The sequence below is a fragment of the Gammaproteobacteria bacterium genome, assembly GCA_036381015.1.
Classification (GTDB): domain Bacteria; phylum Pseudomonadota; class Gammaproteobacteria; order Steroidobacterales; family Rariloculaceae; genus ZC4RG20.
On sequence record DASVDR010000046.1, the window covers coordinates 35,929 to 51,405 of the forward strand.

A 15,477-nucleotide genomic window follows, 5' to 3' on the forward strand; every position below is an offset into this window, starting at 1 on the left:
GGCCGCAACCGCCCGAACGACCTCCTTGATCCGACACGAGCGCCGGCGCTCTTGATTCGATAGAGAAAAACGGCGCGCGCCGGGCACCGGGATCGTTGCCGGCCGCGGCTCCCGTCGCAGCGCGCGTGCTTCTTTTTTCCGCGGCGGTACAATCGGTCCAACGGAGCCCGGCCCCTTCCTCAGCGGGCCTCCCGCCGAGTGCCCGATGACCGATTCCGAGAACAAGGAGCGCGGACCGCGCTCCGGCCCGGACGAGCCGGTCTTCCGACAGCTGGTCGAGACCGTACGCGACTATGGGATCTTCATGCTCGATCCCACGGGCCGCGTGGTCACGTGGAACGAAGGCGCGCGGAGGATCAAGGGCTACACCGCCGAGGACATCATCGGCTCGCATTTTTCACGCTTCTATCCGCAGGAAGCGATCGACCGGGGCTGGCCGGATTACGAGCTGGCGCGGGCGGCCGCCGACGGCCGCTTCGAGGACGAGTCGTGGCGCGTCCGCAAGGACGGCACGCTGTTCTGGGCGAACGTCGTGATCACCGCCCTGCACGATGCGGACGGCAACCTCATCGGCTTCTCGAAGGTCACGCGCGACCTCAGTGAGCGACGCCGGCGCGAGGAGGCCCTCCGACAAAGCGAGGAGCGCTTCCGCGCCCTCGTCGAGGGCGTCAGGGACTACGCGATCTTCATGCTCGACCCTCAGGGATTCGTCACGACATGGACCGTCGGGGCGAAGGAGCTGCAGGGGTACGAGGCCGAGGAGATCGTCGGCGCCCATTTCTCGCGCTTCTACCCGCCCGACGCGATCAAGCGCGGTTGGCCGGAGCGAGAGCTGCGCGCGGCCACGATGGAAGGGCGTTTCGAGGACGAAGGCTGGCGCATCCGCAAGGACGGGTCGCGCTTCTGGGCCAACGTGCTGATCACTGCGCTGCGTGACGAGCGCACGGGCGCCCTGATCGGGTTCTCGAAGATCACGCGCGATCTGACCGAGCGCCGGCGCCAGGAGCAGGCGCTCGCGCAAAGCGAGGAACGCTTTCGGCTGCTCGTCGATGGCGTCGCCGACTACGCGATCGTGATGCTCGACCCGAAGGGGCTCGTGAGCAGCTGGAACGGCGGCGCCGAGAAGCTGACCGCTTATACCGCCCAGGAGATCCTCGGCAGGCACTTCTCGCATTTCTATACGTCCGAGGAGGTTGCCGAGCACAAGCCGTGGATGCACCTAGCCCGCGCGATGGCAACCGGACGCGTCACGGACGAAGGCTGGCGGGCCCGCAAGAACGGCTCGCTGTTCTGGGCGAGCAGCATCACCACGGCGCTGCACGATGCCGACGGGCGGCCGTACGGTTTCGCGCAAGTCATGCAGGATCTCACGCACAGGCGGCACGCCGAGGCGTTGGCGGATCGGGCCCAGCGGATGCACGAGTTCATCGCGATGCTCGCGCACGAGCTGCGCAACCCGCTCGCGCCGATCCGCAACGCCGTGGAGCTGATGGCGAAGAAGGGGCTTCCGGACCCCACGCTCGAGTCGATGCGGCAGACCATAGAGCGGCAGAGCGCCCACCTCACGCGCATCATCGACGAGCTCCTCGACGTGAACCGCATCGCGCGCGGCAAGTTCACGATCGCGAAGGAGAATCTCGATGTCAAGGAGGTTCTCGCCCGCGCTGTCGAGACGAGCCGCCCGCTGATCGACTCGCAAGGCCACCGCCTGCACGTCGAGATCTCGCCGGATTCGCTTCATGTGCAAGGCGACTCGGTGCGCTTGACGCAGGCGATGGTGAACCTTTTGAACAACGCAGCGAAATACACGCCGGCCGGCGGCCAAATTTGGCTCACGGCCGAGGCGCACGCCGCCGATGTCGAGGTTCGCGTGCGCGATAGCGGCCGCGGCATCTCCGCCGAGGACATCGAGCGGATATTCGATCTGTTCGCGCAGATCGATCCGAACAGCACCGAAGGGCGAGGCGGGCTCGGCGTCGGCCTCGCACTCGTCCGCCGAGTCGTCGAGCTGCACGCGGGCAGCGTGAAGGCGAGGAGCGGCGGCCCCGGACGGGGCAGCGAGTTCATCGTGCGCCTGCCGCTATCCGTGCAGCGGCTGAAGGGCGTTCCGGACGTGAAGGCGCCGGACTTGGCGGCCAGCGTGCCGACGCTGCGCGTGCTCGTCGTCGACGACAACCGCGATGCGGCCGACAGCCTGCGGCTGCTGCTCGAAGCGATGGGGCAGGTCGCGTACGCCGTCTACGACGGGCGTCTCGCGCTCGCCGCGGTCGAGAGATTCCAGCCGGACATCGTGCTGCTCGACATCGGGATGCCGCACATGAACGGCTACGACGTCGCCGATCAAATCAAATCCGCGTCGTTCGATCATGCTCCCGTGCTCGCCGCGGTCACGGGCTTTGGGCAGGAAACCGACAAGCGCCGCGCGCGCGACACCGGGTTCGAGCATCATTTCGTGAAGCCGGTGGACGCGAAGGCATTGCAGACGCTCCTCCAAGGCGTCGCCGACGCGCGGCAGCGGAGCCGCGATCGATCCTGACGGGCGCCGGGAGAGTCCCCGGAGCCCGGCCTCGTCGCGTGCGTCCCGGGCGCCGCAAGACGATCACGCGCGGCCCGTGCGCTGCACCGCCGTCCGGGCGCCGCCGAACAGCCGGCCGATCGTCGCGACGAGCTCCTCGGGCCGCGCGGGCTTCGCGACGTGCGCCTGAAAGCCTGCGACGAGCGCTTGCACCCGGTCCTCCGAGCGCGCGTAACCGGTGAGCGCGATGGCGGGCATGCGCTCCGCCAGCGGCAAGCGATGCTCGGCCTCGAGCGCGCGCACGCGCCGCAGCACCGAGTAGCCGTCCGAGTCCGGCAGCCCGATGTCGCAGATCATCACGTCCGGCCACGCCTGCCGCGGGCGAACGCGCAGCGACGCGAGGGCGCCGCCGCCCGTATCGAAGGATTCGATCTGCGCGCCGCGCGTCTGCAGAAGCTCGCCGAGCGTGACGCGCGCGTCCTCGTCGTCGTCGACGATCAGCACCCGGCGGCCGGTGAGAGAGACCGCGGCCGCGGCGAGCTCCGACGCGGACGGCTCGGGCACCCAGGGCTCGACGGCCACCGCCCGGACCGGCAGCGCGGCCGTGTACGTCGTCCCCGCCGGCCCATGCTCGACGAGCAGGCGGCCCTGGTGCTCGGCGACGATCTCCGAGAGCTCGCGCAAATCGAAGCGCAGCAGCTCGCCCCGCTCCCGCGGACTGGCGGGCTCCTGGACGACGGTTCGAGGCGCGGGGTCGGACGCCGTGTCGCTGACCTTCAGCAAGACCTCGTTCCCGGAGCGCTCGAGGCTGACCTCCATGCGGGCGCCCGGCTCGCTGACGTGGATCGAGCGCGCGAGCAAGCCCCACACGACGTCCTGCAACGCGATCGGGTTCCCGGTCACGAGGCCGACGTCGAGGCCGAGCGTCGTGTAGAGGTTGATGCCCTTCGCGTCGATGTCGGGGCGAACGCCGTGGATCGCGCCGGTGATCACGGTCGCGAGATTCACCGGCCGCAGGCCGGCGCGACGCTCGCTGCGGCGCAATGCCCGCTCCTGCTCCTGCAACGACCACATCTGCGCGTACAGGCCGTTCCGCTCGAGCAGCTCGTCGTGGCGCCCGCGCTCGACGATGCGCCCGGCTTCGAGCACGAGGATCTCGTCGGCGTCGACGACCGTCGACAGCCGATGGGCGATGACCAGCGTCGTGCGCCGCTTCGCGAGCCGGTCCAGCGCCGTCTGGATGGCACGCTCGGAACGCATATCGAGCGCGGATGTCGCCTCGTCGAGCAGCAGAATCGGCGGATTCTTCAGGATTGCGCGGGCGATCGCGATGCGCTGCTTCTCGCCGCCCGAAAGCTTGAGCCCGCGCTCGCCGACGACGGTGTCGTACTGCTCCGGCAGCGCGCTGATGAAGTCGTGCACGTTGGCCGCCTTCGCGGCCGCAACGATCTCTTCGGGCGTGGCGCCGATGCGGCCGTACGCGATGTTGTAGGCGATCGTTTCGTTGAAGAGGTTCGTGTCCTGCGGCACGATGCCGATGGCCGCTCGCACGGTTTCCGGCGCCAGCTCGCCGATGTCCTGCCCGTCGATGCAGATACGTCCGTGCCAGGGATCGTAGAAGCGCAGCAGCAGCCGCGCGAGCGTGGACTTGCCCGAGCCGCTGCCGCCGACGACGGCAACAGTGGTGCCGGGCGCGATGCGGAGGTCGACGTCCCACAGCACCTGCCGGTTCGGCTCGTAACCGAAGCTCACCTTCTCGAAGCGCACCTCCGCGCCGCGGACCTCGAGCGCGGAAAGCTTGCCGTCTTCCTCGACCTCGGGGCGCTGGCGAAGCAGCTCGAACAAGCGCTCCGCCTTGACCATGGCGTCGCTCGCCTCGCGAAAAACGAAGCCCAGGGAGTTGAGCGGCAGGCAGACCTGTATCACGTAGGCGTTCACGAGCACGAGATCGCCGACCGTCATGTCGCCCGCGAAGACGCCCTGGCCGGCGAGCAGCATCACGGACGCGATCCCGAGGGCGATGATCCCGCTCTGCCCCACGTGCAGCAGAGTCAACGCACGCTGGTTGCCGACGCCCGCCTCGATCCAGTCGTCCATGATCGCCCGGAAGCGCTGGGCCTCGAATTTTTCGTTCGTGTAGAACTTCACCGTGTCGTAGTTCAGCACGCTGTCGACGAGGCGGCTATGCGCATTCGAGTCGAGCTCGTTCACGCGACGCTGACGGATCGCCCGGCGCCGCGTGAACACGACGCTGAAGACCGCGTAGAGGATGAAGGTTGCCGTGATGATCAGCGCGAAACCGAGCGCGTAGCCGGCCGTCAGGATGGCGACGATGATGCCGATCTCGACGACCGTCGGCACGATCGTGAAGAGCGCGACGCCGAGCAGAAAGCCGATCGCCGACGTGCCCCGCTCCACGTCCCGGGTGAGCGCGCCGGTGGCGCGGTTCGCGTGGAAGCGGGCGCCGAGCGCGTGCAGGTGGCGGAAGACGCGCAGCGTGTAGTCCGCGACGACGCTTTGCGAGACGCGCACGAAGATCACGTCGCGAAGCTCGTTGAACAGCGTCGTCGAGAAGCGGACGAGCGCGTACCCGACGAGCAGACCCACCGGAAGCGCGACGAGCGCCTCGGGACGGCTCAGCAGGTCGACGACGCGCTTCAGGACGAACGGCACCGAGACGGCGGCGATCTTCGCGACGATCAGGAGCGCGAGCGCGGCGAGGACGCGCCCGCGAAAGCCGCACGCCTTCGCGGCGAGCGTGAGGAGCACCTTTTCTTCGGATGCGGGCTTCACGATCGAGCCGGGACGCGCACGGCGGGAGGCGCGAGCTCACCCGCCTCGGCGTCGCCGGCGCCCCTTCCCTGCGCGCTCGAAGCGCGTCCGACGAAACCGCCGACCGGCAAATCTGGATGTGTGACGACAAAAGGACCGGGCGCAGCACATATCGTGCCAGCGCCTCGTGCCAGCACCGCCCGCCGCACGCCGTTCCGTGACGCGGGCGGGCTCGCGCGTCACGATACTCGTGCGGCCACGAGCTTTGCAAATGTACGCGCCCGGCGCCAGGCCCCCGGGGTCAACCGCACGTGCGGCTCGCGTTCCAGGCGAAGAAGCGCGCGTTCGATTGCTCGAAGAGCCGGACCGCTTTGTCGATGTCCCAGGCGCGCTCGCGCAGCGTCTCCGGGTCCCACTCGCTTCTCTGCACCGCGAAGAAGTCGCCGCCGTAGATGTGGATCGCTCCGGTCGGCTTCGCGATCGGATTCGCGACCGAGTGGATCACGTCGCGCGGAAGCGGAACGGCCCGTCCCGGTGCTATCGCTTCGGCTGCTACCGCCTCCACGGTGCCCGGCGCGCGCCGCCAGAAGATGTTGTCCTCGCGGCCGGTATAGATGCCGATCAGGCTCCACATGTTGTGCTCGTGCGGCATCAGCTGCATCAGCGGCGCCCAGACGATGTCGAGCACCGTGAGCGTTGGGGAACGATAGAGCGTGCGGATGCCGCCTTTCTCCGGCTCGCCGAGGCCGCGGAGCACCGCGGTGGGCTCCGCGATCGCACGGGCCAGCACCTCGCGGACCGCGGCCTGCGGATCCGATTCCTCGTTCGCGCGCCGGCACTCGTCGACGAACGCGTCGACATCGAACCGCGACGCGCGGCGGCGCGACGGGCCGCCGGGCGCGGGCGGCGACGGGGATGCGGCGTCCCCGCCGCGTTCCTCGACTCGGACATCCGTCTCCGGCTGCTGCGCACGCGCGATCCCGCTCGTCACCGCGGCCGCGGCGAGCAGCGCCGCGCGGCGCGACAGCGTCGGACCGGTGGCTTCTTCCGGCGCAAAGCCGGGTTGCTCTCGGCTCATCACATCCCCCTTGCGCATCCGACGTCTCCGGCATGGGCTTCCGGTTCGATTCTCCTCGCGGCCGCGGCCCTATCCAGTCCGAAATCTGGACCTTGCCGGGGGCCCCGGAGCCGCCGCATCATCCGGACAGCAATGCGACAAGAGTACGGACAGTTCTGTCCGGTAGCGCTGGCCTCGGAGGTGCTGGCGGAGCGTTGGACGCTGCTCGTGGTCCGCGAGCTGCTGGCCGGCACGCACCGTTTCAACGAAATCCGGCGCGGCGTTCCGCGCATGTCCGCGACCCTGTTGAAGCAACGCCTCCGGGCGCTCGAGCGCGCCGGCGTCGTCGAGCGGCACGCGTCCTCGGCCGGGCGCGGCTTCGACTACCGTTTGACGCGCGCCGGGCACGACCTGCAGCCGGTGGTCGCGTCGATCGGCGAGTGGGGTCAGCGATGGGCGCGCGAGATTCGGCCCGACGATCTCGACCCCGGCTGGCTCGTCTGGAACATCCATCGGCGTCTGAACACGGCAGCCATGCCGGCCGGCCGCACCGTGATCGAGATCGAGCTCGTCGACGCGCCGCGTAGCGAGCGGCGGTTTTGGCTCGTTCACGAGGACGGCAATGTCGACGTGTGCCTCAAGGATCCGGGCTTCGAGGTCGACGTGACCGTATCGACGACCGTGCGCGTGCTCGCGGAGGTGTGGCGCGGCGTGCGCGCGATCGGCGACGAGCTCCGAGCCGGCCGGCTGCGCATCGCCGGATCGCCGCGGCATTGCCGGGCGTTCCCGAGATGGCTGCTGCTGAGCGCCTACGCGTCGATCAAGCGGGAGCGGTGACGATGAGCGAGACGATTGCGGTCGTGGCGACCGGCGAGATGGGCAGCGCCGTCGGCGCCGCTCTCCGGCGCCGCGGCCACCGCGTCGTTACGGACCTCACCGGCCGGAGCGCGCAGAGCCGGGCGCTCGCGGCCCAGGCCGGCATCGAGGACCTCGGCTCGCTGTCCGCGCTCGTCACGGCCGCCGACGTGTTTCTGTCGATCCTGCCGCCGGCGTCGGCGTTCGAGCTCGCGCGGCGCACGGCCGACGCGATGCGCCAGGAGAACGCGCGGCCGACTTTCGTCGATTGCAACGCGGTCGCGCCTGCGACGGTCGCCCGGATCGCGGCGCTCTTCGCTGAGCTCGGCGCACCATTCCTCGACGCCGGCATCGTCGGGCCGGCTCCGCGCGCGGACACGCGCCGGCCCACGCGTTGCTACGTGTCCGGCGCAGAGCGTGAGAAGCTCCTCGCGCTCGACGTCCCGGAGCTCGCGTTCGTCGACTTGGGGCCCGACGTCGGCCGGGCTTCGGCCATGAAGATGTGCTACGCGGCGCTCAACAAAGGGATCGACGCGCTGTGCGCGGCGGCCGCGCTCGCCGCGGAGCGGCACGTCGTGCGCGCCGAGCTGATCCGCGAGATCGGCGCGAGCCAGCCGGACGCCGCGGAGCGAATGACGCGAAGGGTCCCCTACCTCGCCGCGACCGCCGAGCGCTACGCCGGGGAGATGCGCGAGATCGCGGCCACGTTCGCCGCCGCCGGAGTGCCCTCGGGCTTTCACGAGGCCGCCGAGCAGCTGTATCGGGCGCTGGCGCGCACGCCGCTAGCGGCCGAGACGCGCCTCACCGCCCCGCCGAACCGCTCGCTCGACGAGGCGCTCACCGTGTTTCTCGCGGCGTTCGCGGACGGGAAGCGCTGACCGGCACGGCGGCTCGCTGGCAGCGATCTTGCATCCCGGCGGGAGAAGAAGCCCGAGGAGGCACCCATGGCCATCGACATCACGCGCGACATGGACAAGCTCATGACCGAGGTGGACGACATCCGCAAGGATCTGAAGACGCTGAGCCGCTCGCTCCGCGATCTCGGCGCGGACAAGGGCCAGGCCGCGCTCGCGAAGGTGGAGCACTTCGGCGAGCGGGCGCGGAAACGCGCCGCGCAAACCGAGGAACGGATCGAGCGCGAAATCGAGGACCGGCCCTTCGTGGCGCTGCTCACGGCTTTCGGCATCGGCTTTCTGGTCGCGAAGCTCCTCGACTCCTCGGGGCGCTAGCTCGTCCCGCCCCAGACTTCGCTCGCGACCTCGACGACGAGCCCGAGCTTGCGCTTCTCAGCGTCCTCGCTGATGCGGTTGCCTTCCGAGACGCTCGCAAAGCCGCACTGCGGGGACAGGCACAGTTGCTCGAGCGGCACGTACTTGGACGCCTCGTCGATGCGACGCTTGATCTCGTCCTTGTCCTCGAGCTCGCTCCGCTTCGTGGAGACGAGGCCGAGAACGACTCTCTTGTCCTTCGGGACGAACCGAAGCGGCGCGAAGTCGCCCGAGCGCTCGTCGTCGTACTCGAGTAAGAAGCCGTCGACGTCCATCTCGTTGAAGATGATTTCGGCTACCGGTTCGTAACCGCCTTCGGCGAACCAGCGGCTCTTCGCGTTGCCGCGGCAGAGGTGGACGCACACGGCCATGTCGCTCGGCCGGCCGCGGATCGATTCGTTGATCAGCCGCGCATAGTCTTCCGGCAGCGCTTCCACGTCCTCGCCGCGCTCACGCGCTTGCGCGCGCATCTTCTCGTCGCAAAGGTAAGCGAGGTTCGTGTCGTCGAGCTGCAAGTACCGGCAGCCCGCCTGCGCGAGATCGGCGACCTCCTCGCGATACACCCGCGCGAGATCCGCGAAGAACTCCTCCATCTCCGGGTAGGCGCGCTTGTCGATTGCTTCCCGGCCGCCGCGGAAGTGCGTCATCGTCGGTGAAGGAATCGTCTGCTGCGCCGTTCGCTTCGTCAGGCTGCGCAGAAAGCGGAAGTGCTCGATCTCGATGCCGCCGGGTGGACGCCGCAGCGTCCCGGTGACGATCGCCACGAATGGCGCCTCGTGCCGACCGGAGCCGTCTCCGCCCGGCTCGAACAGCTGCTTGAACTCGACATTCTCGAGCTTCGAGAGAAAGTCGCCATGGAACGTCTCGCGGCGAAATTCGCCGTCGGTGATCGATTCGAGCCCGAGGGCTTCCTGCATGTTCACGACCTCGCGGATGCACTCGTCCTCGTGCGCTCTCAGAGCGTCGTGATGGACTTTTCCGGCTTTGACGCGCTCGCGCAGCTCGAGCAGGCTTCGGGGACGCAGCAAGCTTCCGACGTGATCGGCGCGAAAGGGGGCGCGACTGGTAGATGACATCCTTTTCGTCTCCTCTTTGATGGATTGCGCACGGTCGATGGATGCGCGTGGGCGCACGGCACGCGGCCGACGGGCCGAAGCGATCGTGGATCGCGAGTGCCGTGACTCGAGGAGGGCCGGTCGACTTGTGCGCGTTATGCTACCGAAAAAGCCGACGCGTGACAGGCGAGCGCCTTGCAATTTGTGCACATCGCTCCGGGTTTCGCGCGTTCGGCGGCGTCGACGTGCCTGCCGGTATGCCGGTCAGCGCGCTCAACGAGCGGAGCACCTCGCTCGCCGTTTCGCGGCCCAGGAGGCGGTCTCGGCCGGCATGATGCCTGGCAGCGCGCCGAAAGGGCGCCTATCCCGTTCTCAGAACGGACGACCGGAAGTCATCGAAGCCGCTCCCCGCCGGCATCAGGCCGGCCAGTGCACCCGCGCGAAGGCCATCGTCCAATTCGTCTGCCACGTCCTGCCGCCGTCTTGCGAGAAGGACTGAGCCCATTGCGGGTTCTCGGCCGCGGGAGTCCACGTGTGACGCACGAGAACCGATCCGCCGCGGAAGGGCCAGCGGCCGACGAACTCGCCGACGCCTGCATGGAAGCGACCGCGAAGCGGAGGCTGCATCGTCCCGTCCGCCGACAAGACGTGGATGAGCCAACGATCGGCGTCGCGATCGAGCACGTGCAGCATTCCGAGCCGCTCGCCATCCTCGGCCTCGATCTCCGCGAGGACTCCGAGCCCGTTCAGCAGCGGCCGGCACGTGTGCACGGTCTCGAACGCCGCCCAAGGGCCGGCATCCGCGAGGGATTCCGTCCGCCGGCGGTTGCCGACGACCCAGCAGCCGTGCAGGAAATCGAAGTCGTGAGCCGATGCGGGCACATGCGGCACCGGCGAGGGCCCATCGCTGCGGAACACCGGCTTCGTGAGACCCGCACCTCGGGCCGCACGCTCGTGCACGCGCGAAGGGTGCCTTCTGGAACGCGGCTCGGCGTCGAGCTCGATCGAGTTGCCCTGCGACATGATTGCTCCGGCCGATGTGGGGAACCAGGAAGCCGAGAGTGTCCACGAGGGCGCCCGCAGCCGCTATAGCGATTTTGTGATCTTTTTGTGACCGTTTTCTGACGCGGGCCACGGAGCGAATGAAATCGCCGCGGCACACGCGACAAAGCGCCGGCTCAATCCCAAAAGATCAGGAAGTCCCACCACGGCTTCCCCTCGGCCGCGGTGCTTCTGTAGGTGCGATCCTCACACTCGGTCGTGCCGTGGTACGGCAGGTCGGAGAGCAGCACGGTGTCGGAGCCCGTGTACTGACCCTCGAAATAAAGCGGGTCCTCGGCCACGTACTCGCGCCGCAACGCCATCGTCTCCGGATCGAGCGTGAAGCGCTCGACGACGTGCAGCGCCGCGCTGTGCGGCACGCGGCCGTCCGCCGAGAGGATCCCGGGCTCGAACCCGACGGTGTCGACGATCAGCACGTCGTTCTCCCATCGGCCGATCGAGTGCCCGGCCAAGCTCGGCTCCACGTCCTCCGGATGCGCTTCCATGTCGAGATGAATCGTGCGCTCGATACCCATCGAGCCGTAAAGCATCCGAATCTCGCTCTCGGTCTGGATGATGCGGTTGACGTCCATTTCGAACGTCCAATCGAAAAGGATGTTCGTCGGCTCGCAGCGCAGGCGCGGGTTGTCCGTCGAGGACAGGTCGAGGCCGTCGATCGCGGCGTGGCCGGCCTCGGTCAGCGGCATCGCGCTAGGCCGCTCGTTCCAATACGTCTCGACCGGGTCTTCCTCGAACGACAGCGGGGTGCCGCGAGCCCCCGGGAAGCCGGGCCCGCCGCCGGGCACCTGGCCGGGCTCGAGCTCGTCCGCGATGCTGATCGGCACGAGCGTGCCGACCTGTCCGCGCGGGTCGCTCATCACGCGCTGCTCGGCGGCCCAGTCCCCGGCGACGTTCGGGTCGCCGTTCGGCAGACGAAGGGGCCGGGCGGCCGGGACGATCCGCTCGGGCTCTTCGAGCTGGCCGTAGCGGTCGACGCTCCGGCCGTCGGGAAAGTACGCCGTCGCGAGATAGCAGGTCGTCGGGTCCCGACGGTCCGGCGAGCCGAGGATGCGGATCGGCATTCCGGCCGGGAACATCGCTTCCGACCAGCCCGAGCGGCGCAGCACCGTGGCTCCGCGCATCTCGCAGCGCCACGGCACGACCTGACCGTCGTCGCCCGTCACGTCGAGATAGAGCCACGAGTGCGGGTTGATGAACTCGACGCCGGTGACGACGCCCTCGAGCTCGATGTCCCGGTTCAGATCGAAGTTCGCGATGCCGTGATGACCGTGCGCGGCGCCGGCCCAAGCGAGCGCCGCGAGCGCCGGCAAGCGTGTGCCCTTCATCTTCGTTTCTCCGTGGCGGGCCCGGGGCAGCGGGGTCTCCCGGCCCCGCCCTCCGGCGTCAGTGTAGCCCCGGCACGGCGGGCCGTGGCACAGTTCGTGCCGTCGCCGATCCCCGTCGTGCCGCAGGGGGCCGCCCTGTCGTCGGGTCGCGACAATTTCGCTACAGATTCGCGGCCGGTTTTCGGGAATGCTGCGGCCGAACCGGTCCGAGGGAGGTGACCCGACAGAATGCGTTACGGCCATGGATTCCCGGCGGCGGCAGCCGCCGTCGTGCTCTCGGCGGCACCCCCGCTCGCTTGCGCGGACGACGGCTCGGAGAAGGAGTCGCCCTGGGAGATCGGCATCGCGCTCGGCTACGGCGAACGCACCAACCCGCTCATTCAGTCGGACGACATCGACATCCTCGTGGACATCGACATCGCCTGGTTCGGCGAGCGCTGGTTCTTCGACAACGGAGACGTGGGCCTCACCCTGCGCAATGACGAGCGCTTCACGCTGAACGTAATCGGCCGCATCAATAGCGACCGTCTGTTCTTCAGCAAGACCGACACGGAGCATGTCTCCGTATTCAACTTCGGCGAAAGTACGCTCGAGCCCATAGAGGTACCGGATCGAGACTACGCGTTCGAGGTCGGTCTCGAGCTTCTCACCGACGGCGAGTGGGGCTACCTGCAGCTCGCCGCCCACCACGACGTCAGCGACCGGCACCACGGCTACGAGCTGTATGCCGACTACGGCCGCCGCTTCCGCCGGCAGCGCTGGTCCTTCGAGCCGTCCTTCGGCTTCAGCTGGAAGAGCAAGGATCTGAACGACTACTACTGGGGCGTGCGCGTGGACGAGGCGAACTCTCGCTTGCAAGTCTACCGTCCCGACGCGGGCCTCAATGCCCACGCGCGGGTCGCCGCGAGCTACCAGCTCGACCGACATTGGACGTTCCAGGCCGCGGCCGAGTACGAGCGCCTGAACGACGAGGCGGCGGACAGCCCGCTCGTCGCGGACCGCTCCGTGCGCAGCGCCTTCGCCGGCTTCAGCTATCACTTCTAGACGATAAAGGCGCACGTCGAGACCCGGCCGTGCGGCGGCCTCGGCTTGATCGGTCGAGAGGCGCTGCGCTAGGCGGCCTCCGTTTCGCGCCTCGGCCAGGACACGACGATGCGGGCGCCGCCGAGCTCCGACCGCTCGGCGCGCGCCGTGCCGCCGTGCAACGCCGCGATGCGGGCGACGATGGCAAGGCCCAAGCCGTAGCCGCCGGTGCCGCGGCTGCGGCTGTCGTCGATGCGGGCGAACGCCTTGAAGACGGCGTCGCGCTGCTCCTCCGGGATGCCCGGGCCGTCGTCCTCGACCGCGAGGACGTGGTTCTTCGCGTCGCTCGTGAAACCGATGCGCACGCGGTGCACCGCGTAACGGCAAGCGTTGACGAGCAGGTTCGAGAGCGCAAGATCCATCATCCTCGGGTCCATGTACACGGCGCCGGTCGGCGCGTCGTGCTCGACGCGCTGCCCCTCGCGCAGCAGGCATTTGCCCGCGGCCTGCTCCACGAGCTCGCCGATCGGCGTGAGCTGCCACCTCACCTCGGTGTCGGGATGGTCGAGGCGCGCGAACTCGAGCATCGCGCCGATCAGCCGGTCGATCTCGTGCACGTCCTCGCCGATCGACTCGAGCTCGGCGGCGATCGGCGCCTTCTGCGCGATCACCGCCATCGCGAACTTGATACGCGCGAGCGGTGTGCGGATCTCGTGCGACAGCGCGCTCGTCAAGTCCTTCTGTCCTTGTATCAATGCACGGATGCGCGCCGCCATCTCGTCGAAGCTTCCGGCGAGCTCCTCGAGCGTGCCGGCCTTGTCGCGCGTGACCATCGGCTGGCGATAATCCGCGGCGAAGTCACGCGCCGCCGTCGTGAGAAGATCCACATCGCGAATCAGCGGCCATAGCCAGATCCCGACGAGCACGAATATCGAGAGATAGAACAGGTGCGGAACCAAGCTCATGAGCCGGCTCTGCGGCGAGTCGGCGGGAAGAGGGCCGATCTGGAGGGCCGCACCGAGCGTTGCGGACGGCCGGAAGAACGTCGAGCGTCCCTTCTCGTCGAAAAGCTCCTGCGTGCCTTCCGGCGTCTCACCGACGTGCACGACCGCGTCGAGCGGCAGCAGTCTGACGGGGAAGCCGAGCTCGCGCTCGAGCTCCTCGACCACGGCGGGCCGCTCCTCGGCCGCAGCCTCGGCGAGCCGGCGCTCGATGAGCTTCAGGTTGCCTTCGACCCAGCCCGTCGTCGTCGGCGCGCGCGCCTCCTGCAAACGGCCGAAGCCGTAGTCGAAGAGCGCCGCGGTGGCGACGAGCCCGCCGACGATCACGATGTACGTGCGGAACAGCAGCCGGCCGTGCCGGCGCGGCGAGAGCAGCCCCATAGGCCGATCACCAGGCGTCAGGCACCAGCAAATACCCCTTGCCCCACACGGTGCGGATGCGCTTCGGCGCGAGCCCGTCGTCGCCGAGCTTCTTGCGCAGCCTGGAAATGCGGCCGTCGATCGACCGATCGAGGCCGTCGTAGTCGATGCCGCGCACCTGCTTGAAGAGCTCGTCGCGGCTGAGAATCGTGCCGGCCGATCGTGCGAGCACGCGAAGCAGCTCGAATTCCTGCGTCGTCAGAGCGATCTCGCGGCCCTCGAGCCACACGCGGTGAGACGCCTCGCTCACGCGCAGGCTCCCGAGCACGATGTCGCCCGGCACGCCGTCCGCCGCCTGCCCGTTGTCGGCACGGCGCAGCAGCGCGCGGATACGGGCGAGCAGCACCATCGGCTCGGCCGGCTTCGCGACGTAGTCGTCGGCGCCCGCCTCGAGGCCGATGACTTGATCGATGTCGGCGTCCTTCGCCGTCAGCATCAGGATCGGACCCTTGAACGTCTGACGCAGCTCCCGGCAGATCGTCAGCCCGTCCTTGCCGGGCAGCATCAGGTCGAGCAGCACGAGCCGCGGGCGCGCCTCGTGAAACCGCGCCACGGCCGCCGCGCCGTTCGACTCGACGGTGACCGCGAGGCCGTTCTGACGCAAGTACCGGCTCGTGAGCTCGGCGAGGCGCGCATCGTCCTCCACGAGCAGCACGTCCACGGGCTCGTTGCTCATAGGATGTCCCATACATGGCGGCGCCGCCGGTTGCGCCGGCGGTCGTCCGAATCGGTCGTCATCACCTCGAGCGTGGCCTCCGCGAGGCGCACCTCGGATCCGCCTTCGGTCAGCCAGTACCTGATGGTTTCAGTGAGCACACGCTCTTCCACGAACATTCCCGACGCCGCGAGCGCCCAGCAGCGAAGAGGTCCGTCCGCGACATCGCTGTGCAGGCAGTACGCTCCGGCGTCGTCGCTGTGCCAAGACACCAGGATAGAGATCGCGCAGCCGTCTTCACGCCGGTCCGTGATGCACAGCACGGGCTTGACGGTCAGCGCGACCCGGCCCTCCGCGGCATACGCAGCGGCACCGAAACCGGCGACCGCCACGAGGAATGCGCCGAACGCCCAACCGACCGCGGCGCCGCAATCATCGCAGACGCGCAGCACACGCTTCGCGCAAATCT

Annotated in this window: 13 protein-coding genes; 5 read left to right on the plus strand and 8 right to left on the minus strand. The window is 68.8% G+C overall.

The features are described 5' to 3' along the window. Positions 1-205: 205 nt before the first annotated feature. Positions 206-2,536 (plus strand): PAS domain S-box protein, encoded by a 2,331-nt coding sequence (locus VF329_15405; protein HEX7082394.1) that lies wholly within the window; start codon positions 206-208, stop codon positions 2,534-2,536. A gap of 63 nt (positions 2,537-2,599) precedes the next feature. Here the strand turns inward: VF329_15405 and VF329_15410 are convergent, their stop codons facing one another. After that, complete coding sequence (locus VF329_15410) at positions 2,600-5,284, minus strand: ABC transporter transmembrane domain-containing protein (protein HEX7082395.1); 2,685 nt, start codon at positions 5,282-5,284, stop codon at positions 2,600-2,602. A gap of 304 nt (positions 5,285-5,588) precedes the next feature. Further along, positions 5,589-6,383, minus strand: a complete 795-nt coding sequence (locus VF329_15415; GenBank protein ID HEX7082396.1) for a hypothetical protein — start codon at positions 6,381-6,383, stop codon at positions 5,589-5,591. A 114-nt stretch (positions 6,384-6,497) separates the two neighbouring features. Here VF329_15415 and VF329_15420 point away from each other — a divergent pair, with 114 nt between their 5' ends. From VF329_15420 to VF329_15430, 3 genes are all read left to right on the plus strand, one after another. Next, positions 6,498-7,181, plus strand: a complete 684-nt coding sequence (locus VF329_15420) for a helix-turn-helix domain-containing protein (GenBank protein HEX7082397.1) — start codon at positions 6,498-6,500, stop codon at positions 7,179-7,181. Between the two features lie 2 nt (positions 7,182-7,183). Beyond that, complete coding sequence (locus VF329_15425) at positions 7,184-8,077, plus strand: DUF1932 domain-containing protein (protein ID HEX7082398.1); 894 nt, start codon at positions 7,184-7,186, stop codon at positions 8,075-8,077. Between the two features lie 66 nt (positions 8,078-8,143). Beyond that, a complete protein-coding gene (locus VF329_15430; protein ID HEX7082399.1) occupies positions 8,144-8,428 on the plus strand; it encodes a hypothetical protein in 285 nt (94 codons plus the stop codon). On the opposite strand, the gene VF329_15435 is transcribed toward VF329_15430, so the two are convergent. From VF329_15435 to VF329_15445, 3 genes are all read right to left on the minus strand, one after another. Further along, the gene (locus VF329_15435) at positions 8,425-9,543 is read right to left on the minus strand and encodes a 5-methyltetrahydropteroyltriglutamate--homocysteine S-methyltransferase (protein ID HEX7082400.1); all 1,119 of its coding nucleotides are present in this window, start codon (positions 9,541-9,543) and stop codon (positions 8,425-8,427) included. The two genes, VF329_15430 and VF329_15435, sit on opposite strands and share 4 nt — an antisense overlap. Positions 9,544-9,939: 396 nt before the next feature. After that, the gene (locus VF329_15440; protein HEX7082401.1) at positions 9,940-10,545 is read right to left on the minus strand and encodes a hypothetical protein; all 606 of its coding nucleotides are present in this window, start codon (positions 10,543-10,545) and stop codon (positions 9,940-9,942) included. A 155-nt stretch (positions 10,546-10,700) separates the two neighbouring features. Then, positions 10,701-11,909 (minus strand): DUF6152 family protein, encoded by a 1,209-nt coding sequence (locus tag VF329_15445; protein HEX7082402.1) that lies wholly within the window; start codon positions 11,907-11,909, stop codon positions 10,701-10,703. 228 nt (positions 11,910-12,137) lie between these two features. Here VF329_15445 and VF329_15450 point away from each other — a divergent pair, with 228 nt between their 5' ends. Beyond that, positions 12,138-12,953 (plus strand): MipA/OmpV family protein, encoded by an 816-nt coding sequence (locus VF329_15450; GenBank protein HEX7082403.1) that lies wholly within the window; start codon positions 12,138-12,140, stop codon positions 12,951-12,953. 68 nt (positions 12,954-13,021) lie between these two features. Here the strand turns inward: VF329_15450 and VF329_15455 are convergent, their stop codons facing one another. Genes VF329_15455 through VF329_15465 form a run of 3 tightly spaced genes read right to left on the minus strand, consistent with a single transcriptional unit; the run spans position 13,022 to position 15,460 of the window. Then, complete coding sequence (locus VF329_15455) at positions 13,022-14,314, minus strand: ATP-binding protein (GenBank protein HEX7082404.1); 1,293 nt, start codon at positions 14,312-14,314, stop codon at positions 13,022-13,024. Between the two features lie 7 nt (positions 14,315-14,321). Further along, complete coding sequence (locus tag VF329_15460; protein HEX7082405.1) at positions 14,322-15,029, minus strand: response regulator; 708 nt, start codon at positions 15,027-15,029, stop codon at positions 14,322-14,324. After that, positions 15,026-15,460, minus strand: a complete 435-nt coding sequence (locus tag VF329_15465; protein HEX7082406.1) for a DUF3019 domain-containing protein — start codon at positions 15,458-15,460, stop codon at positions 15,026-15,028. The genes VF329_15460 and VF329_15465 overlap by 4 nt, the downstream gene beginning before the upstream one ends. Positions 15,461-15,477: the final 17 nt, after the last annotated feature.

Excerpts from the sequence above, each read along its gene's own strand:
- VF329_15405 (HEX7082394.1), top strand. The coding sequence starts at position 206 with ATGACCGATTCCGAGAACAAGGAGCGCGGACCGCGCTCCGGCCCGGAC.
- VF329_15415 (HEX7082396.1), bottom strand. The coding sequence starts at position 6,383 with ATGCGCAAGGGGGATGTGATGAGCCGAGAGCAACCCGGCTTTGCGCCG.
- VF329_15420 (HEX7082397.1), top strand. The coding sequence starts at position 6,498 with ATGCGACAAGAGTACGGACAGTTCTGTCCGGTAGCGCTGGCCTCGGAG.
- VF329_15425 (HEX7082398.1), top strand. The coding sequence starts at position 7,184 with ATGAGCGAGACGATTGCGGTCGTGGCGACCGGCGAGATGGGCAGCGCC.
- VF329_15430 (HEX7082399.1), top strand. The coding sequence starts at position 8,144 with ATGGCCATCGACATCACGCGCGACATGGACAAGCTCATGACCGAGGTG.
- VF329_15435 (HEX7082400.1), bottom strand. The coding sequence starts at position 9,543 with ATGTCATCTACCAGTCGCGCCCCCTTTCGCGCCGATCACGTCGGAAGC.
- VF329_15440 (HEX7082401.1), bottom strand. The coding sequence starts at position 10,545 with ATGTCGCAGGGCAACTCGATCGAGCTCGACGCCGAGCCGCGTTCCAGA.
- VF329_15445 (HEX7082402.1), bottom strand. The coding sequence starts at position 11,909 with ATGAAGGGCACACGCTTGCCGGCGCTCGCGGCGCTCGCTTGGGCCGGC.
- VF329_15450 (HEX7082403.1), top strand. The coding sequence starts at position 12,138 with ATGCGTTACGGCCATGGATTCCCGGCGGCGGCAGCCGCCGTCGTGCTC.
- VF329_15455 (HEX7082404.1), bottom strand. The coding sequence starts at position 14,314 with ATGGGGCTGCTCTCGCCGCGCCGGCACGGCCGGCTGCTGTTCCGCACG.
- VF329_15460 (HEX7082405.1), bottom strand. The coding sequence starts at position 15,029 with ATGAGCAACGAGCCCGTGGACGTGCTGCTCGTGGAGGACGATGCGCGC.